Raw genomic sequence first — 26,761 nt, forward strand, 5'->3', positions numbered from 1 at the left:
CCATTTTTTCTTGCTTCAGTGCTCGGTACTGGTTCTTAACTTGCTGTCCGGTGCGGTCCAGGCCGATGAGCCGTTTCCGGCGCACCGCGTCGCGGGCAACACCTATTACGTCGGATCGAAGGAGCTGGCCAGCTACTTGATCACGACCGACGCTGGCCACATTCTGATCAACAGCAGCTTTGAAGAAACGGTTCCGCTGATTCGGATTGCCATCGAGTCGCTGGGCTTCAAGATCGGCGACGTGAAGATCCTGCTGGCCAGTCACGCTCACAGCGACCATGTGGCCGGTCACGCCCTGATGAAGCAGATGACCGGGGCCCAGGTGTTCGTCATGCAAGGGGACGATTCTGTGATCGCCCGCGGCGGCGAGGGGCAGTACCTGTACACCGACAGCCACTGGCCCGCGTGCCCTGTCGACCGAGTGCTGAAAGACGGCGAGGAAGTGACGCTCGGCGGCGCCAAGCTAACGGCTCGGCGGACGCCCGGCCACACGCGCGGATGCACGACGTGGACTTGGCGCGAGCAGGACGGTGATAAAGCCCTGGACGTGGTCGTCATCGGCAGCCCGAACGTCAACCCGGGCTATCAACTGGTCAACAATCGCGACTACCCGGAGATCGCCACCGACTTCGCCAAGACTTTCGCAACACTCAAGTCGCTGCCTTGCGATTTGTTCCTGGGCGCGCATGGCAACTACTACGGCATGCTCGACAAGTACGAGGCGCAGAAGGCCCAGCCGAAGTCGAACCCCTTTATCGACCCCGCCGGCTACAAGCGTTACGTCGAACAGAAAGAACAGGCTTACTTGAAGACACTGGCCGAGCAGCAATCGGGCAACGATCCCGTAAAGCCCGCCGCCGACAATAAACCCGCCCCCGCGGCCAATGCCGACGCCGAGGCGGCGCGCAAAGCTGCCGAAGAAGCCGAACTGGCTCGCAAGTTCGCCGAATGGAAAGCCAAGCAGACGCCCGAGCGCCAGAAATGGGAAACGGTGCTGGAGAAGAACCTGGGCGGCTTCTATTTGCCCTTGTATCAGCGCGACGCGATCGCCGGGCGCACGTCGGCCTGGGACTATGTCGAGGACGATCCTATGTTGCCGCGAGTGCTGTTGATCGGCGATTCGATTTCGCGCGGTTACACGTTGCCGGCGCGTAAGGCATTGGCTGGCGTGGCCAACGTGCATCGCGCCCCCGAGAATTGTGGGCCAACGGCCAATGGCTTAAAGAAGCTCAACATTTGGCTCGGTGACGCCCGTTGGGACGTGGTCCATTTCAACTTCGGCATCCACGACCGGAATACCAAGCTCGCGGACTATGAAGCGCGATTAACTGAGCTGGTCGAAAAGTTGAAGCAGAGCGGAGCGAAGTTGATCTGGGCTAGCACGACCCCTTGCCCAGCCCAGACCAAGGACGGCCCCGACTTGCCCCAGAAGATCGTTGAGCGCAATCAGGTCGCGGCCCGGGTGATGAAAGCGCAAGGCGTGGCGATCGATGATTTGTACACGTTCATGCTCCCCCACGCCGAAAAGACCGGCAAGCCCGATGACGTCCACTTCAACGGCGAAGGCTACGATTTGCTCGGCGGCGCGGTCGCGGACAGCATCAAGAGTGCATTATCCAACACCAAGACAACCGCCTGGAAGAAGCACACCGTCCACCAAGGCATCCACACCAACACCGCGGTGGCGGGTGACTTCTCGGGGGACGGCCTGCCCGACGTGATCAGTCACAGCGGCGGCAAGGCACGCTTGTTCGTCGCTCCCGATTGGCGCGAGATTATCCTGGACGAGACGCCCGGCCACAACGCCATCCACAGCGAGACCTTCGATGTCGATGGTGACGGCGACCTCGATTACATCGGCGCCCAGCACATGCCCGGGCTGGTCTTCTGGCTCGAACAGCCCGAGCGCCCGCTCGAATCGCGCTGGCCGCTGCGCGTGGTCGACGACCAGATCATTGGCATCCACGGACTGTTGAAAGGGGACGTCGATGGAGACGGGAAGATCGATCTGATCGCCAACAGCGCGCAACCCAAGGAGCCGTTCCCCTCGTCGGCCGTGTGGCTGGCCGTGCCGCGCGACGTGCGCGGGGCCGAGCGCTGGACGCGGCACGTGTTCGCCAACCGCGATGCACCCGGGTTGAGCCATTACTTTGGCTTGGGGGATGTCAACGGCGACGGGCGTGCCGACATCGCGCTGGCCGCCAAGGGGGGCGACAAGGCCGAGGCCGTGCCCGAGGCGCAGTTCGCCTGGTGGGAAGCGCCGCCCGATCGCAGCCAGCCCTGGACAAAGCACCTGCTGGCCGATCGCCAGGCCGGCGCAACGAACATTCAGCAAGCCGACGTCAACAGCGACGGACGTGTCGACTTCATTGCCACGCGCGGCCACGGCCGAGGAGTGATCTGGTTCGAGGCTCCCGATTGGCAGATCCACGACATCCACGACACGCTCAAAGAGCCCCACTCGCTCGCGGTGGCCGACTTGGACGGAGACGGCGATATTGATTGCGCGACGTGCGCGTACGGCGACCGGGTTTGCGCCTGGTTCGAGAACGACGGCCGCGGCGGCTTCACGACCCACGTTCTAGACACCGCCCAGGCGGCGTACGACCTCAGAGCCGTCGACATGGACCGGGACGGGGATCTGGACTTGCTGGTAGCGGGCCAGCAAAGCAAAAACGTCGTCTGGTACGAGAATCCGCGGCGTTAAGAAGCTGTAACGCTCGGGCTGCGGCCATTGTTATGTCACTCGCCAGCGGCCAAAAACCTCTAGGGGAATTGCCGCGATTCAGGCTATGATAAGTCCTGGCTGATGGGTCGTCTTGAGATGATTGAACCATTTCAAGATGCGCCGCGCCGATCACCCTTCTCCCGCCGGGAGAAGGTGGCGGCGCAAGCCGCCGGATGAGGGTCACGTGTCAGGCTCGCGCGGCGCGTTTACCCTCCCCCAGCCCCTCCCTGAAAGGGAGGGGTGTTTGCCGCGCCTATAATAGACGTGTGCCCACCGAACAACGTCCTCCCTCTTACGCTTCGGAGTTGTCGCCACTATGCAACCCGCTCGTATCGCTCTGTTCACGGCCCTGGTGCTGGTGACGTTTGCCGTCCTGATGATCTACAGCTCGTCGAATGCCGCGCCTCCCGATGGAGCCAAGCACGACGCCAAGACGGTCAGCGTCCATGTCTTCAACCGCGAAGGGAAGCTCGTCGGCCCGGTCAATTCGCCGCGCGTCGTCAAGACGCCCGCCGAGTGGAAAAAGCTGCTCACGCCCGAGCAGTTCGCCGTCATCCGCAGCAAAGGGACCGAGCGGCCGTTCTGTGGCCGACTGCTCGATAACAAGGAGGAAGGGGTCTACACTTGCGTGGCGTGCGGCTTGCCGCTATTTGCGTCGGACTCGAAGTTCCACTCGGGCACCGGCTGGCCGAGCTTTTTTCAGCCCATTGGCAAAGGAAACGTGGCCGAGCGCGCCGATCACAGCCACGGCATGACGCGCACCGAGATCAACTGTGGACGCTGCGACGGGCACCTGGGACACGTATTTGACGACGGCCCGCGACCGACAGGGTTGCGGTTCTGCTTGAATTCGGAATCCTTGAACTTTACCCCGAGCACCAAGCTGGCCGAGTTGGCCGACCCGGCGGCCGAATCGGCCCCGTCAACCGGCACGCCGGCCAAAGGAGTGAGCATGCAATCGTCGACCGAGACCGCGGTGTTTGCTGGCGGCTGCTTCTGGTGTACCGAGGCGGCCTTTGAACAATTGCTGGGGGTCGGCGACGTCGAAAGCGGCTACAGCGGCGGCTCGAAAGAAACGGCCAACTACCCGACCGTCTGCACCGGCGCGACCGGCCACGCCGAGGCGATTCGCATCACCTACGACCCCAAGGTGATTCGCTTCGACCAGTTGCTGGACGTGTTTTTCGACGCCCACGATCCGACCCAGTTGAACCAGCAAGGACACGACATCGGCACACAGTACCGCTCGGCCGTGTTCTATGCCAACGAGCAGCAGAAGAAAGCGGTCGAGGACAAGATCGCGCAACTGACGGCAAAACATGCGTTCAAGAAAAAGATCGTCACCACGCTTGAGCCGCTCAAGGAGTTCTACCCTGCCGAGGTTTATCATCAGGATTACGCGCGGCTGAATCCGAACCAGCCGTACATCCTGTCGACGTCATATCCCAAGGCGTGCAAGGTTCGGGACAAGCATCCCGAGCTGATGAAGAAAAGCGACGTCGCCAAGGGACAGTAAGCTTTTCCCTTTAGCCGACAGGCTACACCTCTCCCTTTAAGGGAGAGGTCGCGAGCGCAGCGAGCGGGTGAGGGTAAAAACATTACTGGCCAATAACGTCTCTACCCTCCCCCTTACCCCTCCCTGAAAGGGAGGGGTGTTTGCGTGTTGGCACGCAGGCTCGAATCATTGTATCTGGCGCGCAAGATACGGAGCTTGAGTAGATGATCCAGGTCCACGTCTTCAACAGCCAAGGCGAGTTGGTCGGCCCGGTGGCGACCGAGAAGTTGTCGCTGACCAGCGCGCAGTGGCGCGAGCGGCTGACGCCCGAGCAGTTTCAAGTCTTGCGCAGCGCCGGCACCGAGCGGCCGTTTTGCGGCACGCTGCTCGACAACAAGCAGCAGGGGGTCTACGCCTGTGCCGGTTGCGGGCTGCCGCTGTTCTCGTCCGACGCCAAGTTCAATTCCGGCACCGGCTGGCCGAGCTTCTTTCAACCGATCGCGCCCGGCAATGTCAGCGAGCAGGTCGACGAAGGTCACGGGATGATTCGCACCGAAATCAACTGCGCGCGCTGCGACGGGCACCTAGGGCACGTCTTTGACGACGGCCCGCGGCCAACGGGGCTGCGGTTCTGCTTGAACTCGGCGTCGTTGAACTTCACGCCCAGCGAGCAGTTGAGCAAGCTGGCCGACCCGCTGGTGGCGACGGCCGATTGAAGCTCCTTGGCGGGGTTCCGGTGGCGATTTCGCCAATTCCTGGTAGCCAACCGGCGGCCAATGGAATAGGCTAAGGTCGCCTACCCGCCAAATGAATTCACTTCCCGGCCTGCCGCTCATGCCCCGCCTGCCCATCATTTCGCGCTCTCTTTGCCCATTCCTGGGACGAATCACCGCCGCGGCGCGTACGCTTGCCACGTTAGCGCTGGTCTCCTTGTCCTTTGCCACCACCGTCATCGCCGTCGAGTTCCCCAAAGAACTCACCGAGTTCGAGCCCGCCGAAGCCAGCCCCATCTTCACCGGCGCCGGCCCCGGCCACTGGGACGTCAAGATTCGCGAACGCGGCTACATCGTCCGCGAAGGTGGCCAGTATCGAATGTGGTACACCGGGTACGACGGCCAAAAACCTTCGATCAAGCTGTTGGGCTACGCCACCAGCGATGACGGCCTGAGCTGGACGCGCTGGCCGCGAAACCCGCTCGTCCGCGACCATTGGGTCGAAGACATGCAGGTTCTCCGCGTCGGCGATACCTGGTACATGGTGGCCGAGGGGCTGAACGACCTTGCCGAGTTGCTGACCTCGCGCGATGGAGTCGAATGGAAGCTGCACGGCTCGCTCGACGTGCGGCGCGTGAATGGCCAGCCGATCGAACCCGGCCCGTACGGCACGCCGACCCTCTGGCGCGAGCGCGACAAGTGGTACTTGTACTACGAGCGGCGCGACGCCGGCATCTGGCTGGCGACTTCGACCGATCTGAAGACCTGGACGAACACCAGCGACGAGCCGGTCATCGCCCGCGGGCCAACGCCCTACGATCAATACGCCGTGGCGATGAACCAGGTCGTGAAGTACCAGGGACGTTACTACGCGGTCTACCACGCGGCCGACACGCCCGAGTGGAAGCGATGGTCGACGAACCTGGCGGCCAGCGACGACTTGATCCACTGGGAAAAGTATCCCGGCAATCCGCTGGTGATGAACGAATCGAGTGGCATCCTGGTCGACGACGGCCAGAAGTTCCGGCTGTACACCATGCACGACCAGGTCCGCGTGCGCTACTCGAAGCACACGCCCGCGGCGCGCCTCAATCAATAACTCGGTGACATCATGGCGGAATCCACGTTGCTCGAACGTCCGACCCAACCGCCCGCCAAGCCCGCCAGCAGCCCGGCGGCGAATCCTCCGGTCACGGCCGCTGGGCAAGAGCGATTACTGTCGCTCGACGCCTATCGTGGCCTGATCATGACGGCCCTAATGTTCAATGGCTTTGGCCTGGCGGCTGCGGCCAAGAATCATGTGGCCCTGAACCAAGCGGCCCATGAGCCGATCGCCTTTTGGAGCGCCGTGCAGTACCAGTTCAGCCATGTCGAGTGGCGGGGCTGCGCGTTCTGGGATCTGATCCAGCCGTCGTTCATGTTCATGGTCGGCGTGTCGATGGCCTATTCGTATCTGAAGCGTCAGCAGCAAGGCGCGTCGTGGATCGGCATGTTCGCCCACGCTTGCTGGCGGGCCGTGATCCTGGTCGCTCTAGGTGTATTTCTCACCTCGGGCAGTGCGTCAGCGACCGAGTGGCAGTTTATGAATGTGCTGTCGCAGATCGGCTTGGGCTATCCGTTCCTTTATTTGATGTGGCGGCGGCCAACGTGGCTGCAAGGCGTGGTGGCGGCGGTGCTGTTGGTCGGCGCTTGGATCGCCTACGCCACGTACCCGACGCAAGGAATCAACTTCGAGACGGGCAACCCCAAGGCCGGCGTCACGGCCCAGTGGGCGCAAGCGCATCTCGAATCGCTCCCACCGGTCTGGCACAAGAACGCCAACGTCGGCCAGGCCGTCGACCTGAAAGTCCTGAACGAACTCCCGCGCGGCAAGCCGTTCGAGTTCAACGCCGGCGGCTATCAGACCATCAATTTCATCACTTCGCTGGCCACGATGATCTTTGGTCTGATGTGCGGCGAGTTGCTGCGAACGTCTCGCTCGCCGTCGCAAAAAACAATCATGCTCGTCGCGGCCGGCCTTGGCGGATTGGGCTTGGGGCTCATCTGCTCGCAATTGGGCTGCCCGCTGGTGAAGCGCATCTGGACGCCGTCGTGGGCGCTGTTTTCGACCGGCTGGTGCTGCTTGATGCTGGCCGGGTTCTACATGGTGATCGACGTGCTCAAGTGGCGCTGGTGGACGTTCCCGCTGATCGTGGTGGGGATGAACTCGATTGCCAGCTACCTCTTGGGCCAACTCCTGAAGCCGTGGATGTTGAAGACGTTGCAAACCCACCTGGGGAGCGAATCGGCCGGTAAGCTGCTGTTTGGCTGGACTGGCAAGTTCGACGCGGCCGCCGTAAAGCACGGCATCTTTGGCCTGGTGCCGGCCGCCGATTTGCCCATTCTGCAAAACGTCCTGGTCGGGCTGGTGTTCTGGCTGGTGCTGTTGTGGATGTATCGCCGCAAGATCTTTTTGCGCATCTAACGGCGCGCATACCGCGCCTGACCCTCCTACCTAATTCGCTTCGACTCGAACGTATCGGCGCCTTTGAAAATGTCTTCGCTGGTCATCCGCACCTATCGACCTGACGACCTGGCAGCCCTCAAACGGTTGACGGTCGAGTCGTTTGGCGAGGTGACACTCGAGCAAGACGTCGAGCGCGTGCTGGGCGTGTTGAACGAACATGATTGGCGCTGGCGCAAAGCCCGGCACATCGACGAAGACGTCGCAGCCAACCCCGCCGGCGTGTTCGTGGCCGAGTCCGCCGGCGCGGTTGTCGGCTACGTCACCACCCGCGTCGATCGCGAGGCCGGCAAGGGACGCATTCCCAACCTGGCCGTGTCGGCCGAAATGCGCGGCCAGGGACTCGGTCGCCAGTTGGTTGAATACGCGCTCGATTATTTCCGCCGCGAGGGGCTGGCGTACGCCATGATCGAAACGATGGCCCAAAACGCGGTCGGCAACCGGCTTTATCCATCATGCGGGTTCATCGAAGTCGCCCGCCAGGTCCATTTCGCCCGCAAACTGTAAGGAACTCCCACGATGTCAACCGCCCGATTCTCAATCGCTTGTGTCGTAGTCGTTGCGGCCGCTGCTTTGGCCGCCCACTGGTCGACTAGTCAGGCGCAACAAGCTCCGGCCAGCGGTCGCTTGCCCGGCGCGGTCGCCACGATCGACGCCGCCAATTACCCGTCGATCCAAGCGGCGATCGACGCCTTGCCCAAGACCGGCGGCGTGGTCCAATTGCCGGCCGGCACGTTTGAGATCAACGAGCCGCTAGTAGTCGAACAAGAAGACACGCTCCTGATCGGCCAGGGGACCGGCACCAACATCAAGAACGTGAACACCGCCGGCAAGTCGACCCTTGTCATTCGCCCCAAAGGGTACGCCGAGAACAAGAAGGCCCGCGTCTGGCGCGTGCAGGTGCAGAACCTCCGCCTGACCGGCAACGAGAAATGCGGCCACGGTATCGACGCCACCGGCATCAACGAAATCTTCCTGAATGGCATTACCGTCAGCTACCACGGCGGTCACGGCATCCGTCTGGATCAATGCTACGAAGACCCGCGCGTTTGCAATTCGTTGATTACTTACAACAAGCAAAGCGGGCTCGAGATCCTGGGCGGGCACGACATCGTCGTGGCGGCCAATCACTTCGAAGAGAACTTGGACGCGGTTCGCTGCCTGGACAGCTTCAACCTGTGCATGTCGGGTAACAACGTGGACGATCACCTGCGCCATGGCGTGGTCATCGAGAACACCTACGGGTCGATCGTGTCGAGCAACATGATCGAGGAATGCGAAGACACCGCCATCATCCTCGATCGGGACTGCTACGGGATCACCCTGGCGGCCAACGTGATCGCCCACCACAAGAAGGGAGGCATCGACCTGCGCGACGCCCACGGTTGCTCGGTCACTGGCAATAGCTTCCCGCTGGTCTGGGCCCGGGCGCTGGCGGTTGGACCCGAGAGCGATCGAATCACAATCACCGGCAACACCTTCAGCGACAGCTACGTCGGCCAAGGGCGAGTCTTCCGCACCGATAAGCAACCATCGAGCGGCATCATCCTGGACTCGACCACCGACATCGTGATCACGGGCAACACCTTCGCCGGCCTGCAAACCAAGGCCGTCGAGCTAGCGGGTAAGCCAAGCCGCCGGGTGACGTTCACCGGCAATGTGTTGACCGACGTTGACAGCGACGTGTCGAAGCTGGTCGACTCGCAAGTCAGCAGCAACATCACCAGCGCGTCGCCCGCCCAGTGAAAATTGAGGCTTACACTTCTCCCTCCCAGGGAAAGGTCGGCGAGCGCAGCGAGTCGGGTGAGGGTAGAAATGTTGCGGCTAATGACGTCTCTACCCTCCCCCAGCCCCTCCCTGTCAGGGAGAGGTGTTATTCGCTCGGCTTGCCAGGCGACCGAACATGGCAACCTTTGGTCTGGGCACGATATAATGGTGACGCCCTCCTACCGGACTTAGCCCCGTCCAGTTCCCGCCAATGAAATCAGTCGCTGTTCTCTTGTTGCTGATTTGTGCCGCACCGCTGGCGGCTGCCGAACCGGTGCGCTATGAGCAGGATATTCACCCCTTGCTGGCGGCGCATTGCGTCAAGTGCCACGGCCCCGACAAGCAGCAAGCCGAGTTGCGGGTCGATTCGGTCGCCGGACTGACCACGGGCGGCAACACCGGACCAGCGATCATTCCTGGCAAGAGCGTCGAGAGTCTGCTGATCGAAGCGGTCGCCGGCGGGGACGACGCCTCGCCGATGCCCCCCGAGGGGCCGCGACTCAAGCCGACCGAGATCGCGCTGCTGAAGCAATGGATCGATCAAGGGGCCAAGGGCCCGACCGTCGAGGCGCCAGCCGCCGCCAAGCCGGTGGTCAGCAAGCACTGGGCCTATCAACCGATCGCCAACCCCGCGCCCCCGACAACGAAGCAAGCCACCTGGGCCCGCAACCCGATCGACCAGTTCGTTCTGGCGAAGGTCGAAGCGGCTGGCCTCGCCCCCTCGCCCGAGGCCGATCGCTCGACGCTGTTGCGCCGCCTTTCGCTCGATCTGACCGGCTTGCCGCCGACGCCCGAGGAGCTTGACGCCTTTTTGTCCGATACATCGGCCGGAGCTTACGAAGCCGCGGTCGAACGCCTGCTCGCGTCGCCTCACTATGGCGAGCATTGGGGGCGCTATTGGCTCGACGCCGCCCGCTATGCCGACTCGAACGGCTACACGATCGACAGCGCGCGGACGATGTGGAAATACCGCGATTGGGTCATTGACGCCATTAATCGGGATTTGCCGTTTGACCAGTTCACGGTCGAGCAATTAGCCGGCGACATGTTGCCCGACGCCACGATCGACCAGCGCGTGGCCACCGGCTTTCATCGCAACACACTGCGCAACGAGGAAGGTGGCACCGACCAGGAACAATTCCGCGTCGAAGCGGTGGTCGACCGCGTCAGCACGACCGGCAGCGTGTTCCTGGGGCTGACGCTCGGCTGTGCCCGGTGTCACGACCACAAATACGACGCCATCTCGCAGCGCGAGTTTTATCAGTACTTCGCCATCTTCAATAACGCCGACGAGCCGGCCTTGCCCTTGCCGACCAATCAGCAAACCAAGGAAGAACCGGCCATTGCCGCTGAGATCGCCCAAACCGAAAAACGTCTGGCCGACGTCGATCAGAGCGGCATCGGCCGGCAAAAGGACTGGGAAGCGCGGTTATTGGCCGAGGTCGATCTACTGGCCGGTGATAACAAATCTCCGGAAGTGCTGGCGGTGCTGAGTCCGATGATGATCACGCTGCGCGTCGCGCCCGATAAGCGATCGGCGGCCCAGGTGAAACTCCTGCGCGATGAGTTCCAGAAGCACGATTCCGAGCGGATTCCGGTGATGCAGGCCCTCAACGACCTGAAAGAGCGCCACAAACAACTCAAGGCCAAGGTCACGACAGCCCTAGTGATGCGCGAGCGGGCCGAGCCGCGCGTGACGCACGTTCACCTCCGCGGCGATTTCCTCCGCCCCGGCGCGGTCGTGCAACCCAACGTGATGGCCGTGTTGCCTCGCTTGGAACATGAAGGCAAGTCCGCGAGTCGGCTCGACTTTGCCCGCTGGCTGATCGGCAAACAGAACCCGCTCACCGCGCGGGTGACGGTCAATCGGGTCTGGCAGCGCTACTTTGGCCAAGGAATCGTCGGCACGGAAAACGACTTTGGCGTGCAAGGGGACCGGCCGACCCACCCCGAGCTGCTCGACTGGCTGGCCACGCGGTTCATGCAACAAGGCTGGAGCATGAAACAACTGCACCGTCTGATCGTCACCAGCGCCACGTACCGGCAATCGTCCCACGCTCGAGCCGACATCGCGCAGAAGGATCCGTACAACAAGCTGCTCGCGCGCCAAGCGCGCCTGCGACTCGAAGCCGAGATGATTCGTGACGCGGCCCTGGTCAGCAGCGGGCTGTTGTCGCGCGAGGTCGGCGGCCCGGGCGTTTACCCACCGCAACCCAAAGCGATGTTCAGCTTCACCCAGACCGCCAAGTATTGGGCCGAGAGCAAGGACGAAGACCGCTACCGCCGCGCGATGTACACCTTTTTCTGGCGGTCGAGCCCTTATCCGTTCTTGACCGTCTTTGACGCGCCGGACGCCAATACGACGTGTACGCGGCGGGTGCGCTCGAACACGCCGCTACAGGCCCTGACACTGGCCAATGACCCGGCCTTTGTCGAGTTCGCCGTGGCGCTGGCGGCGCGGATGTTGAACACTTCGGCCAAGGACGACATCGCGCGTGTGCGGGCCGGCGCTCGGTTCACACTGTCGCGCGATCCGACGGAAGCAGAGGAAAAGACGCTCGTTGACTATTTGAAAAAGCAGCGCCAATCCTTCGTCGCCAAGCCCGACGCCGCGCGCCAAGTTGCGGCCGGCAAGGCGTTGGCCGGTTTTGAGCCGGTCGAAGCGGCCTCTTGGGTCGGCGTCGGCCGCGTGCTGCTAAATCTGGATGAATTCGTGACGCGAGAGTGACGTATGAACGAGCATTCGGCCCAGCAACTCGAACAAGCGCTCCTGCGAGCGCGCACGCGGCGGCATTTCTTTGCCGATTGCGGCGTGGGGCTCGGCTCGCTCGCGCTGGCTTCGCTATTGAATTCCTCGGCCAATGGCGCGACCGGCGCGCCGCCGGCCACGTCACCACTGGCGGTGCGGCCGACCCATTTTCCGGCCAAGGCCAAGAACGTCATCTTCCTGTTCATGGCCGGCGGGCCAAGCCAACTGGAACTGTTCGACGAGAAGCCCAAGCTGCGCGAACTCGACGGCCAGGTCATTCCGCCGTCGTACACCAAGAACAAGCGCTTCGCCTTCATCAAGGGAGACGCCAAGCTGCTCGGCTCGCGGCGCAAGTTCGCGCGGCACGGTCAGAGCGGCACGCTGCTCAGCGAATTGCTCCCCCACCTGGCCACCGTGGTGGACGAGATATCGGTCGTTCGTGGCATGACCACCGACGTGTTCAACCACGGGCCGGCCAAGCTGTTCGTCAACACCGGCACGTCGCGGTTCGGCTTGCCGAGCATGGGGGCCTGGGTCACTTACGGCATCGGCAGCGAGTCACAGAATCTGCCCGGCTTCGTCGTGCTACAATCGGGACCACGCGGCCCGCGCGGCGGCGCGCCGTTGTGGGGCAGTGGCTTCCTGCCGACCAGCTTCCAGGGGGTGCCGCTGATGTCGGGCCCCGAGCCGATCTTGAACATGACCAACCCGCCGGGGGTCGACGCTAAGGACCAGGGCGAATTCTTCGTCGCGGTGGGCAAGCTGAACTCCGAACGGCTGCGCACGGTCGGCGACCCGGAGATCGCCACACGGATCGCCGCCTATGAAATGGCGTTTCGCATGCAATCGAGCGCACCGGAGCTGACCAACATCGCGGGCGAAACGGCCGACACCCTGCAGCAATACGGTGCCGAGCCGGGCAAGCCGTCGTTCGCCAACAATTGCCTGCTGGCCCGGCGGCTGGTCGAGCGCGGCGTCCGCTTCGTCCAGCTTTATCACACCGACTGGGACCATCACGGCAACCAGGGAACCCACCTGGGCCAGCCGCTCGACGATCGTTGCCGCGAAGTCGACCAGCCCGCCGCGGCGTTGATCAAAGACCTGAAGCAGCGCGGCCTATTGGACCACACGCTGGTGATTTGGGGTGGCGAGTTCGGCCGCACACCGATGGGCGAGCCGCGCGAGCTGATCGGCCGCGACCATCACATTGACGCTTACACCATGTGGATGGCCGGCGGCGGGATCAAGGCGGGGCAAACCATCGGGGCAACCGACGAGTTGGGCTACTCGGTCGTCGAAGACAAAGTCCATGTTCACGACTTGCAAGCCACGATCCTGCACCTGTTGGGATTGGATCACAAGCGATTGACCTACCGGTTCCAGGGACGCGATTTCCGCTTGACTGACGTGGCCGGCAACGTGGTGAAGAAACTTTTGGCGTGAGGCAATCATGAGCACGTCGACTCGTCGTCGTTTTCTTGGCGCTGCGTCCGCGTTGGCCGGCGCGTGGACTTGTCGCTCGGCCTGGGCCTGGCCCGACACCACCGATTACGAGCCCCGCGCCACCTCGGGCGACGCGCGCGAGCCGCGCTGGGACGAGCAACTGACCGTGACCGTGGGGCCGACGAAGGCCGATCTGGTGGGTGCCGATGACAAGGCGCTGCAAGCCGCCGTCGATTACGTTGCGCGCCTGGGGGGTGGCACGGTTCGCGTGCTGCCCGGCACGTATCGACTGCGCAATGCGGTTTACCTGGCTTCAAAGGTCCGACTGTTGGGAAGCGGCGCGGACAGCGTGCTCGTTAAGGAGCCGTCCACGCGCGTCAAGCTAGCCGATGATTCCGATTGGTTCGACCAGGAAATCACGCTCGCCTCCGCCGCAGGATTTCAGGTCGGCGGCGGCGTTTGTTTGACCTGCAAGAACTCGCACAATGGCGGCACGACCGTCGTTAAGCGAACTCTGGTGGCGCGCAGCGGCAATCGCTTCAAGCTCGACCGGGCGCTGCGCGATAACTTCTGGCGCTCGGGCGAGTCGACGGTGGCCACGCTGTTTCCGCTGCTCAGTGGCGAGAACATCGCCGACGTGACGATCGAGAACATTACGCTGGACGGCAATCGGGAGCATAACGAGAACTTCAACGGCAACTACGGCGGCTGCATTTTCCTGCAAGATTGCAATCGGATGACGATGCGCGAAGTGACCGCCCGCAACTACAACGGCGACGGCATGAGCTGGCAAATCTGTCACGACGTGTTGGTCGAGCGCTGCCACAGCCACGACAACACCGATCTGGGCTTGCACCCTGGCTCGGGCTCGCAACGCCCCGTGATTCGCAACAACAAGCTGGAACGAAACACGATCGGTATCTTCTTCTGCTGGGGCGTCAAAGGGGGGCTGGCCGAGCGCAATACGATCGACGGCAACCGCTCGTACGGCGTCTCAATCGGCCATCACGACAACAACAACCTGGTTCGCGACAACGACATTCTCCGCTCGGGCAAGGTCGGCGTCCTGTTCCGACCCGAGCAAGGCCAGCCGTTCGCGCCGCATCGCAATCGGATCGAGAACAATCGGATTGTTGACTCGGGGGACGAACGCGGTATTGGCATCGACGTACAGGGTGAGACCGAGGCGATTCAACTGGTGAAGAACCAGTTGCGCGAGACACGTTCCCCCGCCGAGCGGACTGGCATTCGCATTGGCGAGCACGCCAAGCGCATCGACCTGGTCGACAATCAGGTCCAAGGATTCGCCACGCCGATTGCCGATTTGCGAGCCTAGCGGCCGCGCACGTTGTCATTTTTCTGCCTGGGAGCGTTACGTTGAGCAAACCGTTGGTTGGTGGCGTCATCGCCGGCGCGGTGATCGCCCTGTTGGCAACAACCTCTCGGGCCGCCGACGCACCCGCTCCGACCGCGCCGCGGGTCGTGGACGACCGGCTGGAAGTCATCTGCTTCGCGGCCTCGCCCGACATCGTTCATCCGGTGAGCATCGACTTCGACGCCCGCGGCCGGCTGCTCGTGATTGAAAGCCATACACACTTCCGTCCGCCCGACTATCAAGGCCCCGCGCACGACCGGATTCGCATCCTCGAGGACACCGACGGCGACGGCCGCGCGGACAAGTTCACCACATTCTACGAAGGCTCGGACGCCACGATGGACCTGGCCACCGCCCGCGATGGCAGCGTGTACGTGGCCGCCCGCAGCGAAATCTTCCGGCTCCGCGACCTCGACGGGGACGGCGCGGCTGAGTCGAAGCAAACGATCATCAAGCTCAACACCGCGGGGAACTATCCGCACAACGGGCTGTCGGGGCTGACGTTTGACGCCGAGGGGAACCTCTGGTTCGGCATGGGTGAAAACCTGGGAGCCAGCTACGAGTTGGTGGCTGCTGACGGTTCGACGATCAAAGATCAGGGCGAGGGAGGCAACGTGTTCCGCTGCACGGCCGCAGGGGCCAAGCTGCAGCGCGTGGCCACCGGATTCTGGAATCCATTCGGGCTGACGATCGACGTCTTTGGTCGCGTCTGGTGCGTCGATAACGATCCCGATTCAAGCCCGCCGTGCCGGCTGTTGCACGTGATCGACGGCGGCGACTACGGCTATCAGTTTCGCTATGGCCGCTCGGGACGCCACCCGTTTCAAAGCTGGAACGGCCAGTTGCCCGGCACGCTCCCCATGGTCTCGGGAACCGGCGAAGCCCCCTGCGAGGTGCTGAGCTACGAGTCGGACGGCCTGCCGGACGAGTATCGGGGCGACTTGCTGGTCACCTCCTGGGCCGATCATCGCGTCGAGCGCTATCGATTGCAGCCGCGCGGCGCATCATACGTGGCCGAGCGCAAGCCGTTCGTACAAGGCGGAACCGAGTTCCGCCCCGTCGGCTTGGCCACGGCGCCAGATGGTTCGCTGTACTTCAGCGATTGGGTCCGCCGTGATTACAACCTGCACCACCAAGGTGCGGTCTGGCATTTGCGACAGGTTGGCGCCAAGCCGCAGCCTCGCCCGGAGAAACTAGAAGACAGGTTGCAGAGTCATGACCGCTCAATGCGTGAGCAAGCGGCGCGAGAACTTGTCGCAACTAAAGATGGACACGAGTTGCTTGCAACCTTGTCAAGAAAGCCTGGCCGCGATCAAAAGCAACAACTGCGAGTATTGGCAACAATCGCAGACACTTGTATTGAGCCGTGCGACGCCCTGCTTTTATTGATGAACATCGAGACAGACGTCCCGTTCCGTGCCCATGTTGTCGAAATCGCTTTGAGGAATAAGCTTAAACTTTGGAATGCCGACTGGCTTAACGCCAAACAGCCTGCTGCCGTGCGTTTGGCGGCAATTTCCGCAATTGCCACGCCTGAACAGCTGCTAACGCTACTTGACGATGACGATCCCTTCTTGCGTACGGCGGCGGTTCGCGAGTTGGGGCACAACCGCGAACGCTTGGCCGCGATTCGTCCCGACGACTTGAAGACACCGCGACAGCGGATCGGGCTCCTGTTGGCCCAACGCGCCGCCGGGATGAACGATCCCAAGATCGTTGCCGACTGGCTGGCCGACTCGGACGAAGCGGTTCGCTTTCTGGCGGCCAAGTGGATCGCCGATCGACAATTGACCGAGCTGCGTCCCCAGGTCGCCAGCGCGCTGGAAGGGCCTGGCCTTTCGGTTCGCTTGTATCAAGGCCTGGCCACAGCGCTGGCCCGACTGGACGGCGAAGAGGTGAGCGACGCCAAGATGGCCGATCACTTCGTCAAGCTGCTCAACGATTCGAACCAGCCGGCCGCGCGCCGCGCCACGTTGTTGCGCCTGGTGCCGGCCACGCACAAGCAATTGTCGCTCGATCTGCTCAAGCGGCTGGCCAATCAAAGCGACGTGCCGTTGCAGTTGGAAGCAGTCCGCTCGCTGGCCGAGCACCCCAGTGAAAAGCGCCTGGCGCTGTTGACCGAGATTCTGAACGACACGTCGCGCGACGAGCAAGTCCGGGCCGAAGCGCTCGTCGGCCTGACCTCGGCGCCGACGGCCGACGTGCCAGCGCTAGTGCAGTTCGCGCTCGGTTCGAGCAAACTACTGCGCGACGAAGCATTGCGGGCCTTAACTAGCGCGCAGCTTTCGGCCGAGCAGCAGTCCCGCTTGCAACAACTGGCCACGCAACAACCCGACAGCGCCGAACTGGTTGCCCGGGCGCTCGGCAAGTCACCCGATCAAGCGCGACCCGACGTGCGCGACACGGCGGGCTGGTTGCTGCGGCTTGATGGACCGGCCAGCGCCGAAGCAGGGCGGCGGGCGTTCTTCAACGCGCGGCTCGCCGGTTGCAATCGCTGTCATCGAGTCGAGGGGCACGGCCAATCGGTGGGGCCCGACTTGAGCCTGATCGGCAGCACCGAGCGGCGGCACATCCTGGAATCGATCTTGCAGCCCAGTGCCATCGTCGCCCCGCACTACCAGGTTTGGCAGATGGTGCTCGACAACGGCCAGGTCGCCTCGGGCATGCTCATTCACACCAATCTCGATGAATACACCTACCTCGACGCCCAGGGCAAACAGTTCAAAGTCCGCACGACCGAAGTCTCGGACATCCAGCCGCAGCCCGAGTCGATCATGCCCGTCAAGCTGATCGACCGGTTCACCGATCAAGAGCTGCGCGACCTGCTGGCCTTCCTGACGGCACACCGTTAACAATCAGCAGCGCCACGGCCAAAAGCGTCCCGCGTCGCAAATCCTTGTGCGGCCTTATTCATCGCGTTTCATACACCTGAGATTAGTGGCCCGAATCTCGCTCGAAAGCGGGGGCCGCGGCCATGGTTCAGGGGTGGTAGGCACCGGACCCCGTAAGTCCTATAATTCGCGATTCGCCCGCGACTGTCGGGCGTTTTTTGTTTGTCGCGGCGGCCAAGGAAGTACCGCCCGAGCCGCCTATCACGCGGCTTTCGCCAACGGCCCTCGCGGCCCAGCGCGAAACGATCGCCTTCCACGGATTCTGTGGGCCATGAGCACCAGCGGTAAGACCCAGACCACTAGCAGCAAGACCCCGCCGGCCCGACGGCTGGCCGACGAAAAGATTTTGATTCTCGATTTCGGCTCGCAGTTCGCGCAACTCATCGCGCGGCGCGTGCGCGAAGATCAGGTCTACTGCGAAATTGTCCGCTACAACATCACGCCCGAGCGAATCGAAGAGTTGAAGCCCAAAGGGATCATCCTCTCGGGCGGGCCGGCCAGCGTCTATGAAGATGGCGCCCCGCGCTGCGATCCACGGATTTTCCGCCTGGGCATACCGGTGCTCGGCATCTGCTACGGCATGCAACTGGCCTGCGACGTTCTTGGTGGCCATGTCCAGAATTTTCCCGCCCGCGAGTACGGTCGCGCCAAAATCAACGTCACCACCCCTGACGTCTTGTTCGAGGGCGTGCCGCCGACCAGCGAAGTCTGGATGAGCCACGGCGACCAGGTGACCAAGGTCGACAGCAGCTTCAAGCCGCTGGCCGCGACGGGCACGTGCCCCATCGCCGCGGTGCGCCACGAGAGCCTGCCAGTCTACGGCCTGCAGTTTCATCCCGAGGTCACTCACACGCCGATCGGCAAGGCGCTGTTGTCGAATTTTTTGCGTCGCGTTTGCGGCTGCAGCGGTAGTTGGCAACTGGCCAACTTTGCCGAAGAGGCGGTCCGCGAGATTCGCGAGCGCGTCGGCAATCGCCGCGTCATTTGCGGGCTTTCTGGTGGCGTCGACTCGTCGGTGGTGGCGGCGCTACTGTACCGCGCCATCGGGTCGCAGTTGTCGTGCATTTTGGTCGACAACGGCCTGCTGCGTCAGGACGAAGAGACCTCGGTGATCCGCGAGTTCACCACGCACTTTGCCACCGATCTGCACGTGGTCAAGGCCGAAGATCGGTTCCTGACCGCGTTGGCCGGCGTGACCGATCCGCAAGAGAAGCGTCGCCGCATCGGCCGCGCGTTCATCGACTGTTTCGCCGACGAAGCGGCCAAGATTTCGGGGGCTGAGTTCCTGGCCCAGGGGACGCTGTACCCAGACGTGATCGAAAGCGGCGCGGCCAAAGACGGCCCGGCCGCCACGATCAAGCTGCACCACAACGTCGGCGGGCTGCCCGAGGATTTGAGCTTCAAGCTGATCGAGCCGCTGCGCGATTTGTTCAAGGACGAAGTCCGCCGGCTGGGCCTGCAGCTGGGACTGCCCGAGGAAATTGTCTGGCGTCATCCGTTCCCCGGGCCGGGCTTGGCGGTTCGTTGTCTGGGCGAGGTGACGCGCGAGCGGCTTGTCAAGCTGCGCCAGGCCGACGCGATTGTGGTCGAGGAGATCAAGCAGGCGGGGCTGTACCGTGAGACGCAACAAGCTTTTGCCGTGCTATTGCCTGTGCAGAGCGTCGGCGTGATGGGTGACGCGCGGACCTACGACGACACGATTGCCGTGCGGGCCGTTTCGACCGAAGACTTCATGACCGCCGATTGGAGCCGGCTGCCGTACGACGTGCTGGCCCACATTTCGACGCGGATCATCAACGAAGTCAAGGGCGTGAACCGCGTCGTGTACGACATCAGTTCCAAGCCCCCCGCCACGATCGAATGGGAATAGGGCGCAGTGAACGCTCACTTCGGCTCGACGGTGATCGCCATCACGATCGGGGCGGTCTTGTCCTTGCCTTTGACTAGCTCGATCGTCTGGATGACCGCGTCGCGCTTCGGCTGCAACTTCAAATATCGCACCTGTCGGCCGTGCAGGTCATAAGCAAACTTCGACTCGGGCACGTCGATCCGGCGAATGTAATCGGCCAGATGCACTCCGTTGACCAGCGCGTGGTCCTCGGTCGCGCCGTCGGCGTAGCGCAACCGCACGATCAGGCTCGCCTCCTTGCCGCCACCGGGATGGCCCCAGCCGCTGACGCCACCCAGAATATGAATCGCCTTGGCCGCCGTGTTGCAGGGCACTTCGACGCGCTGCGGCATGCGAGCCGACACCGAGCCGTTCGGGCTGTTCAGCATCACCACGTTCGGCACGCGGTCCCCCTGCGGGTCGATCAACTGGAAGAAGACTCCCTCGAACGTCTTCGGCCCCCAGTCGTCGAAGACCAGCCGCTCGCCCATGTTCCCTTCGCTGTAAAACATGCCGCGGGTCGAAACGATCGTGGCCGCCTTGGCCAGCGGCAAAGGCAGGTATTGCCCGCGATCGGCCAGGAACTCGAGCAGGTCGACGATCTCGGCCTTGGTGACTTGCTTTTCGAACCCTTCAGGCATCAGCGACTTGGTCGACGCGGCCAGTTGCTCGACCTCTTCGCGCGGAATCACGTGCCGCTTCCCTTCGGCGTCGAACAGTTCCAGCGACGAGCGCGACTCGCCCGCCAACAATCCTGTAAACACGCGGCCGTCGTCCATTTGCACGCTGTAGACGCGGAAGTTTCCTTCGACACTGCGGCTTGGGTCGATGATGTGGACCAGCAGCTCGGCCTTGGGGTGTACGGCCATGCCGGTCAGGTCTGGGCCGATCTTGGCCCCTTCGCCTCGGTGCATGTGGCACTTGGCGCACTGCTTGGTAAAGACCAGCTTGCCGGCCGCGACGGTTCCTTTTTCCTTGGCCAGCGGCAGCAGCTCGTCGAGCACTTTCTGGCGATTCGGGTCGGGCAGTCCGCCGCCGCGCTTCAGCACCGATTGGGCGCGGGCTTTCACCTGCTTGTCAGGATGATTGGCCAGCGATTGCCGCTGGTCGAGCGAAAGGTCGGCCAACTGCACCTGGCCGCCTTCAATACCGGTGAGGAGCGCCCGGGTCCAGTCGGCCCGCGACAGGAGGACCCGCAGGGCCACGGTGCGCAGCGCCGGCGTAAAGACGGGGAGGTTCGCAACCAGTTTCTCGCCGACAGCGGGGGAATCGCTGCGCCCCGCGGCTTCGAGCAACCCGCTGGCCAGGGGCAACGGCGTCCGCGGCGAGATCGCGCCGAGCAACTTGGCCACCACCTCGGCGTCATCGCGCCGGAAGTCGATCAGTTGCTGAGCCGCGGCAATCCGCTGCTCGACGGGGAGCTTTTCGTCAGTGACATTGGCAGCCAGTGATGCGACCAACTCGGTCGAGCGTTCTTCGAGGGCCTTGCTACCGAGCTTGCGAGCTAATTGGAAAAGAGTCCCACGTTTACCTTGAGGCGCGCGGTCCCACAAATGAATAAATGCTTCGTTCGCATCAGCGATTTCCGATGCGGGCCGTCCCTTCGGCCAACCGGCCGCAAGCCCATCAATAATTGCGTCGCTATTCTCTGCACGAGCGTTGAGAAGGTCAGGCAACCACTTGGCAACCACCAAATCGATATTGCGCCGCCACTCGCCTGGCCCAAGTATCGGCTGGGGAGAATCGACAAGCCGCGCGCAATGTTCGGCAACGCGACGCACAACTTCCAACGCCGCTGGTTTCAGTTTTAGCTCCGCTTCTCCTGGCTCTTCCATCAACTCAAGCAGAAATGGCAAATCATGTCGAGCAGCGACTGCTAGGACGGCATCAATCATCAAGGGATCGTTGAGTACGCTTTCATCTTGAAGGAGCCAAATTGCCAATAACGCGCCGTCATGATTTGTCCGAACCTCGGCCGCCTTCAAAGCCGCCGCCAGCCGAACTTGCGGATCAACATCGCGAAATAGCCCTCTATGAAGAATCGTATGGCAAGTCCATTCAATACTTGGGAGCACTGAAGTCGCTGTGCGGCGAACGCTCGCGGATGGGTGTTTCAATGCCTTTTCTACCGCGATAATGTCCCTTGGAATTGGCAATCCCTTGACATTGAAGATTCCCAGCCCCTGCATGGTCCACAGCGCGTGAATCGCACCGGTGTTCAACCCGATTTCATCCACGCTTGAATCCTTGACCAACTCCAGCAACGCCGGCACGACATCATCTTCGCCCCGTTCGACCAGCAACCGTTGCGCGTGCAAGCGCCAGAGCATGTTCGGGTGCCGGAGCGCCGCGACCAACTGCTCGGGCGTGGCGCCGGCCAGCGTGAAAGCTGGTTCCTTGGCGGCCGACTTGCAGACCAGCCGATAGATGCGGCCGTGGGTCTTGTCGCGCAGCGGGGTCTGGTACGCGTTCCCCTTGCCGGTTTCAAAGCCGATCGGCGTCGGGTTGTGCTGGACGATGTAGTTGTACCAGTCGATGAACCAGACGTTCCCGTCGGGCCCGACCTCGGCCATGATCGGCGCGGCCCATTCATCGTTGCTGGCCGCCAGATTCCAAGCATTGCGCGCGCGGAAGTTCGTCCCGTCGGCCTTCAGCGTGAACGTCGCAATCAGGTGCCCCGTCGGCTCACAGACAAACGCCGTCCGATTCCAATACTCCTGAGGATACGTGCGGGCCGTGTAGAGGGCGTGCCCCGCGGCCGCCGTGAAGCCGCCGTGGTGGTCGACCTGGCGAACCTGGTCGGTGACCGGTTCGAAGTGGTTGTCCTCGGCAATCGACTTGAGGACACTCGGCCCCCAGCCGCGGACTTGCTCGTAGTAGCGATTGGGAATCGGCATAAAGACGCTGGGGTTGCCGTTGGCGGTGCTGCCGAAGATCAGCCCTTCTTCGCTGATGCCCAGCCCCCAGGTGTTGTTGTTCGTCGAGCGAATGAACTCGACTTGCTCGACCTGCCGCGGACGGTCGTTCATCTGAAAGCGGAAGAAGCCCATCCGGAACTCGGCCAATTTCTTGCCGTCGGGCCGCGTGGGGGACGACTGGTTGTAGCCCTGGGTGGCCCAGTACCAGTTGTCGAGTCCGTAGCGGAAGTTGCTGACGCCGCCGTGCGTGTCGCCCAGGGCCCAGCCGGTGAGCAGCACTTCGCGCTCGTCGGCGCGATCGTCCCCGTTGGTGTCTCGCAGATAAATCGTCTCGGTGCCGTCCTGAACAATGACCCCGCCGCGATAGAACGCCAGCGACGTGGGAATGCTCAACTGCTCGGCAAACACGGTGAACCGGTCGGCGCGGCCGTCGCCGTTGGTGTCTTCGCAGATGCGAATCCGGTCGCGCCCGGTCGGCGGCGATTGGAGTTCGTTCGGATAGTCGACCGTCTCGCAAATCCAAAGTCGCCCGCGCTCGTCCCAGGCCATGGCCAGCGGCTTGCCGATCTCGGGCTCGGCCGCGAATAGTTGCACCTCGAAATCGTCGGGCGTGATGTAATGCTTGAGCGATTCCTCGGCCGCGAGGGGCTGCTGCATCTTGTTCCACTCACCGTCCCCCTTGCGAGCGCCTCCGGGCGGGTAGAACGGCACGTGGGCCTGGCGATACTCGAACGGCGCCACGTCGGTCCGCTTGGCGGTCAGATTTGGCTTGTACTCGGCCGCCGGTGCGGCGAAATCGGGGACCGGCACGTCGCTGTGGGTTACCCAGCGGACGCCGCGCTCGACGAGATTCTGAAACCCTGGGTTCCCCCAAGTCCGCTCGTCGTGTCCCCACGCGGTGTAGAACACTCGGCCGCGTCCCTCGTCGCGCACCCAGGTCCACGGTTCGCGTCCCTCGGCATCAACACGATATTCCAGCACGGTGCGCCCGGCCGTGTTGTGCTTGGCGTGGACGTAAGTCTCGTCGAAGCTCTCGAACCCGGCAAAGCCTCGCATCAGCGGATGATTCGGCTCGGCAAGCTCGGTGCGAAAGGTGCCGGTGCCATGCTTTTTGAACTGCGCGCCGACCATGTTCACATACGCGTCGGACGAGCGAAAGCAGAACGACGCGCAATGCAGCGCGACCAGCCCCCGCCCGCTGCGCACATAGTCGAGTAGCGCCGCTTCCTGCTCGGGCGACCAGCGATCCTGGTTGGCATAGATCATCACGGCCGCGTACTCGGCCAGGTGGGCCGGCTTCAGGCTTTCAACCTTGTCGGTGTAGTCGAGTGCAATGCCGCGCTCGGCCAGCACGGGCTGCAACTGCTTAAAGCGAAGCGCCGGCTGGTGATGCCCGTTGTCGCCGAGGAACATCACGCGCAGCTTGGGCGCATCGGTGGCCTCGGCCTTTGGCGCAGTAGCGTACGCGCCAAACAAACCAAGAATCAGCGCGCAGCGAACCAATCGAGCGTTCCGAAACATGACGAACCTCGTGCGAACAGCAGGGTAGGGCGGGCAATACGGGCCGAGCGGACCTTAGCCGAGCGTGAAGGCTGGCAGCTTAACGATCTCGCCGCCGCGCAGGGCCGACTGGTGAGCACAAATGCCCACGCAGGTCCAGTTGGCCGCCGTCACGGCGTCGGGGTAGGGCTGACGATCTTCGAGAATCGCGGTCACGAACTCGTGCACCAGGTGCGGGTGCGAACCGCCGTGGCCGCCACCTTGAATGAACGACAAGTGATGCGCGTCCTGGATGGTCGAAGTGAACTGACGAATCGGCTCGGGCAGCCGGTGAGCGAAGTCGGGCACTTCGATCGGCGAGGCGATTTGTGGCTCGGGGAGCTTGGCCGTGTGCAGCACGTGTTCGCGCCCTTCGACCAGCGTCCACTCGAAGCTTTTCTTGGTGCCATAGACGTCGAAGCTCTCGCGATATTGCCGGGCAGTGTCGAACAAGCAGCGCCAGATGTGGGCCGAGATGTCGCTGTTTTGCAGCTTGATGTGACACGACTCGACAGCAAACTTGTTACCCGACTTGCGTTGCAGATCGTCGCGAATCGTTCCGCTGCCAAAGCAAGACACGTACTCCGCCTTGGCGTTGACCAGTCCCAGCACCGGGCTGACGACGTGGGTGGCGTAGTGCATGGGGATCATCCGCTCCCAATAATCGGGCCAGCCGTCCATGTCCTGAGGATGCGAGGCCTGCATGTATTGGATCTTGCCTAGCTCGCCGCGCTCGTAGAGCTCTTTCAGGAACAAGAACTCGCGCGAGTAGACGACCGTCTCGGCCATCATGTACTTGAGGCCGGTTTTCTTCACCAGCTCGACAATCTGCTGGCACTCTTCGACGGTGGTGGCCATGGGCACGGTACACATCACGTGCTTGCCGGCACGCAGCGCGGCCAGCGACATCGGCGCGTGATCGGGAATGGGTGTGTTGATATGGACGAAGTCGACCTCGGGATCCTTGAGCACATCCTCGTACTTGCTGTACCGCTTCTCGATCCCCAGCGCGTTGCCGACCTGCTTGAGCTTCTCGGGATTGCGCTGACAGATGGCCGTCACGCGGGCCTGGGGATGTCGCTGGTAGATGGGGACAAACTCGGCGCCGAAGGCGAGTCCGACGGCGGCGACATTGACGCGATCTTTGGCCATGGCGAGCGTGCTCCTGGAGGGCTGAGTGTGCTGATATCCTCGACGGGTTCGCGGCGGGCTGGTTTGATTCTAGTGGCTGCTTCGTTCGCCGCCATGAGAATCAACGCAATCTTGTTGAGTTTTTTTACGTGATCGATCAGGCTGGGTTATCGCACTTTTGCGCAGGCGTGCCGCCACAGCCCGCACGTTGTGTCCTATTACTTGAGATTTTGCCCCACGCTCTGCCATGCCTACCAAGCTCAAACCGCCCGCCCTCAGCGCTCCTCGCGCCAAGCGACCGGAGGTGGCGCTGCTGATCGAAACGTCGAACGCCTATGCCCGCGGGCTGCTGCGCGGCATTCGCAGTTACGTCCGCGAGCACGGCCCGTGGTCGTTCTACTTGGGCGAGCAGCGACGTGGCGAGCCGGCGCCAAGTTGGCTGGGACGTTGGCGAGGCAGCGGCATCATCGCCCGCATCGAAACCGCCGAGATCGCCCGCGCCGTGCGGCGCACGCGCTTGCCGGCGGTTGACGTTAGCGCCGCTCGGCACGTCCCCAGCTTGCCCTTTGTCGAAACCGATGACGAGGCCGTTGCCCGACTAGCGGCGCAACATTTGTTCGAGCGCGGCTTTCGCCAGGTCGCGTTCTGTGGCGACGATCGATTCCAATGGTCGCGGCTGCGCTGTGAAGCGTTTGTGCGAATCGCGGCCGAGCGCGGCATTGCGGCCAGTGTGTTCCAGCCCCGCGCCTCAGGCTCGACCTCCGAAACATGGGAGCACGAGCGCCGGCAATTGGCCAGTTGGCTCCATTCGCTCCCCAAGCCGGTCGGCGTGATGGCGGCGTACGACATTCGCGGGCGGCAGGTTCTGGACATCTGCCGCGACGAAGCGATCGACGTGCCTGACCAGGTGGCGGTGATCGGCGTGGACAACGATGAATTGCTGTGCGACTTGGCGTGGCGACCGTTGTCGAGTGTGGCGCCCGATACGCATCGAACCGGCTACCTGGCGGCCGAGTTGTTGGCCCGCATGATGGCTGGCGAACATGTGGCCGCGGGGGCGCACCTGCTCAAGCCGCTGGGCGTGGTTACTCGGGCGTCGACCGACGCGCTGGCCATCGACGATCCGGTGGTGTCGGCCGCGGTGCGGTACATCCGCGATCACGCCTGCGACGGGATCACGGTGGCCGACGTGCTGCGCGTGGTTCCCTGGTCGCGGCGGGTGCTCGAGTCGCGGTTCACCGGCCTGATCGGCCGCACGCCACACGACGAAATCGTGCGAGTGCGGATCGATCGCGTGAAACAGTTGCTCACCGAGACCGATTTACCCTTGGCGGCGATTGCCGAGCGGGCGGGTTACCGGCACGTCGAATACCTGACCGTCGCGTTCAAACGCGAGACTGGCACACTGCCGACCGAGTTTCGAGGGAACAAGGTGAAGGCGGAATGATGAGTGCTGAGTGATGAATGGCAAGTTCTCGCTGGAAGCAACGAGTTCTGAAGTGCCTTTAGCCTGACTCCGTGTTCATCAAGTTTCTTGTGGCTGCGCCACCCTGGTTGCTGGCGCAACCAGGGCCACCCCGAATCTGGTCACGCACTCAACCACTGGGTGGCCTCGGTTGCG

General features: G+C 62.9%; 15 protein-coding genes. 13 read left to right on the plus strand and 2 right to left on the minus strand.

Annotated features, from left to right (window positions below; genetic code table 11):
- The first annotated feature begins 40 nt into the window (after window positions 1-40).
- From bla to guaA, 12 genes are all read left to right on the plus strand, one after another.
- Entirely contained in the window at window positions 41-2,707 is a 2,667-nt protein-coding gene (gene bla / locus JSS27_14500; protein MBS0210155.1) for a subclass B3 metallo-beta-lactamase, read from the plus strand.
- A 397-nt stretch (window positions 2,708-3,104) separates the two neighbouring features.
- Window positions 3,105-4,244, plus strand: coding sequence for a bifunctional methionine sulfoxide reductase B/A protein (locus tag JSS27_14505; protein MBS0210156.1), 1,140 nt, complete (start codon window positions 3,105-3,107; stop codon window positions 4,242-4,244).
- Window positions 4,245-4,447: 203 nt separating this feature from the next.
- The gene (gene msrB / locus JSS27_14510; protein ID MBS0210157.1) at window positions 4,448-4,939 is read left to right on the plus strand and encodes a peptide-methionine (R)-S-oxide reductase MsrB; all 492 of its coding nucleotides are present in this window, start codon (window positions 4,448-4,450) and stop codon (window positions 4,937-4,939) included.
- Between the two features lie 133 nt (window positions 4,940-5,072).
- Window positions 5,073-6,035 carry a glycosylase gene (locus JSS27_14515; GenBank protein MBS0210158.1) on the plus strand — a complete coding sequence of 321 codons (963 nt, stop codon included), beginning with the start codon at window positions 5,073-5,075 and terminating at the stop codon, window positions 6,033-6,035.
- Between the two features lie 12 nt (window positions 6,036-6,047).
- Complete coding sequence (locus JSS27_14520; GenBank protein MBS0210159.1) at window positions 6,048-7,400, plus strand: DUF5009 domain-containing protein; 1,353 nt, start codon at window positions 6,048-6,050, stop codon at window positions 7,398-7,400.
- Between the two features lie 69 nt (window positions 7,401-7,469).
- The gene (locus tag JSS27_14525; GenBank protein MBS0210160.1) at window positions 7,470-7,946 is read left to right on the plus strand and encodes a GNAT family N-acetyltransferase; all 477 of its coding nucleotides are present in this window, start codon (window positions 7,470-7,472) and stop codon (window positions 7,944-7,946) included.
- Between the two features lie 12 nt (window positions 7,947-7,958).
- Window positions 7,959-9,185 (plus strand): right-handed parallel beta-helix repeat-containing protein, encoded by a 1,227-nt coding sequence (locus tag JSS27_14530; GenBank protein MBS0210161.1) that lies wholly within the window; start codon window positions 7,959-7,961, stop codon window positions 9,183-9,185.
- Window positions 9,186-9,417: 232 nt separating this feature from the next.
- Window positions 9,418-11,934, plus strand: a complete 2,517-nt coding sequence (locus tag JSS27_14535; protein ID MBS0210162.1) for a PSD1 domain-containing protein — start codon at window positions 9,418-9,420, stop codon at window positions 11,932-11,934.
- A gap of 3 nt (window positions 11,935-11,937) precedes the next feature.
- Window positions 11,938-13,398 carry a DUF1501 domain-containing protein gene (locus JSS27_14540; GenBank protein ID MBS0210163.1) on the plus strand — a complete coding sequence of 487 codons (1,461 nt, stop codon included), beginning with the start codon at window positions 11,938-11,940 and terminating at the stop codon, window positions 13,396-13,398.
- Window positions 13,399-13,405: 7 nt separating this feature from the next.
- On the plus strand, window positions 13,406-14,734 hold the full coding sequence (locus tag JSS27_14545) for a right-handed parallel beta-helix repeat-containing protein (protein MBS0210164.1): 1,329 nt from the start codon (window positions 13,406-13,408) through the stop codon (window positions 14,732-14,734).
- Window positions 14,735-14,775: 41 nt separating this feature from the next.
- Complete coding sequence (locus tag JSS27_14550) at window positions 14,776-17,625, plus strand: PQQ-dependent sugar dehydrogenase (protein ID MBS0210165.1); 2,850 nt, start codon at window positions 14,776-14,778, stop codon at window positions 17,623-17,625.
- 310 nt (window positions 17,626-17,935) lie between these two features.
- Window positions 17,936-19,534: a glutamine-hydrolyzing GMP synthase gene (gene guaA / locus JSS27_14555; protein ID MBS0210166.1), complete on the plus strand. Its 1,599-nt coding sequence runs from the start codon at window positions 17,936-17,938 to the stop codon at window positions 19,532-19,534.
- A 14-nt stretch (window positions 19,535-19,548) separates the two neighbouring features.
- On the opposite strand, the gene JSS27_14560 is transcribed toward guaA, so the two are convergent.
- Both JSS27_14560 and JSS27_14565 read right to left on the minus strand, forming a co-directional pair.
- Window positions 19,549-23,991, minus strand: coding sequence for a ThuA domain-containing protein (locus tag JSS27_14560; protein ID MBS0210167.1), 4,443 nt, complete (start codon window positions 23,989-23,991; stop codon window positions 19,549-19,551).
- Between the two features lie 54 nt (window positions 23,992-24,045).
- Entirely contained in the window at window positions 24,046-25,161 is a 1,116-nt protein-coding gene (locus JSS27_14565; protein ID MBS0210168.1) for a Gfo/Idh/MocA family oxidoreductase, read from the minus strand.
- A 226-nt stretch (window positions 25,162-25,387) separates the two neighbouring features.
- Here JSS27_14565 and JSS27_14570 point away from each other — a divergent pair, with 226 nt between their 5' ends.
- A complete protein-coding gene (locus JSS27_14570) occupies window positions 25,388-26,587 on the plus strand; it encodes a DNA-binding transcriptional regulator (protein ID MBS0210169.1) in 1,200 nt (399 codons plus the stop codon).
- Window positions 26,588-26,761: the final 174 nt, after the last annotated feature.

The organism is Planctomycetota bacterium (assembly GCA_018242585.1).
In the GTDB taxonomy this organism is placed as follows: Bacteria; Planctomycetota; Planctomycetia; order Pirellulales; family PNKZ01; genus JAFEBQ01.

What these genes read in the sequence shown, in the direction of transcription:
- JSS27_14505 (MBS0210156.1), top strand. Translation starts at nt 3,105, where the DNA reads ATGATCTACAGCTCGTCGAATGCCGCGCCTCCCGATGGAGCCAAGCAC.
- msrB (MBS0210157.1), top strand. Translation starts at nt 4,448, where the DNA reads ATGATCCAGGTCCACGTCTTCAACAGCCAAGGCGAGTTGGTCGGCCCG.
- JSS27_14520 (MBS0210159.1), top strand. Translation starts at nt 6,048, where the DNA reads ATGGCGGAATCCACGTTGCTCGAACGTCCGACCCAACCGCCCGCCAAG.
- JSS27_14525 (MBS0210160.1), top strand. Translation starts at nt 7,470, where the DNA reads ATGTCTTCGCTGGTCATCCGCACCTATCGACCTGACGACCTGGCAGCC.
- JSS27_14530 (MBS0210161.1), top strand. Translation starts at nt 7,959, where the DNA reads ATGTCAACCGCCCGATTCTCAATCGCTTGTGTCGTAGTCGTTGCGGCC.
- JSS27_14535 (MBS0210162.1), top strand. Translation starts at nt 9,418, where the DNA reads ATGAAATCAGTCGCTGTTCTCTTGTTGCTGATTTGTGCCGCACCGCTG.
- JSS27_14540 (MBS0210163.1), top strand. Translation starts at nt 11,938, where the DNA reads ATGAACGAGCATTCGGCCCAGCAACTCGAACAAGCGCTCCTGCGAGCG.
- JSS27_14545 (MBS0210164.1), top strand. Translation starts at nt 13,406, where the DNA reads ATGAGCACGTCGACTCGTCGTCGTTTTCTTGGCGCTGCGTCCGCGTTG.
- guaA (MBS0210166.1), top strand. Translation starts at nt 17,936, where the DNA reads ATGAGCACCAGCGGTAAGACCCAGACCACTAGCAGCAAGACCCCGCCG.
- JSS27_14560 (MBS0210167.1), bottom strand. Translation starts at nt 23,991, where the DNA reads ATGTTTCGGAACGCTCGATTGGTTCGCTGCGCGCTGATTCTTGGTTTG.
- JSS27_14565 (MBS0210168.1), bottom strand. Translation starts at nt 25,161, where the DNA reads ATGGCCAAAGATCGCGTCAATGTCGCCGCCGTCGGACTCGCCTTCGGC.
- JSS27_14570 (MBS0210169.1), top strand. Translation starts at nt 25,388, where the DNA reads ATGCCTACCAAGCTCAAACCGCCCGCCCTCAGCGCTCCTCGCGCCAAG.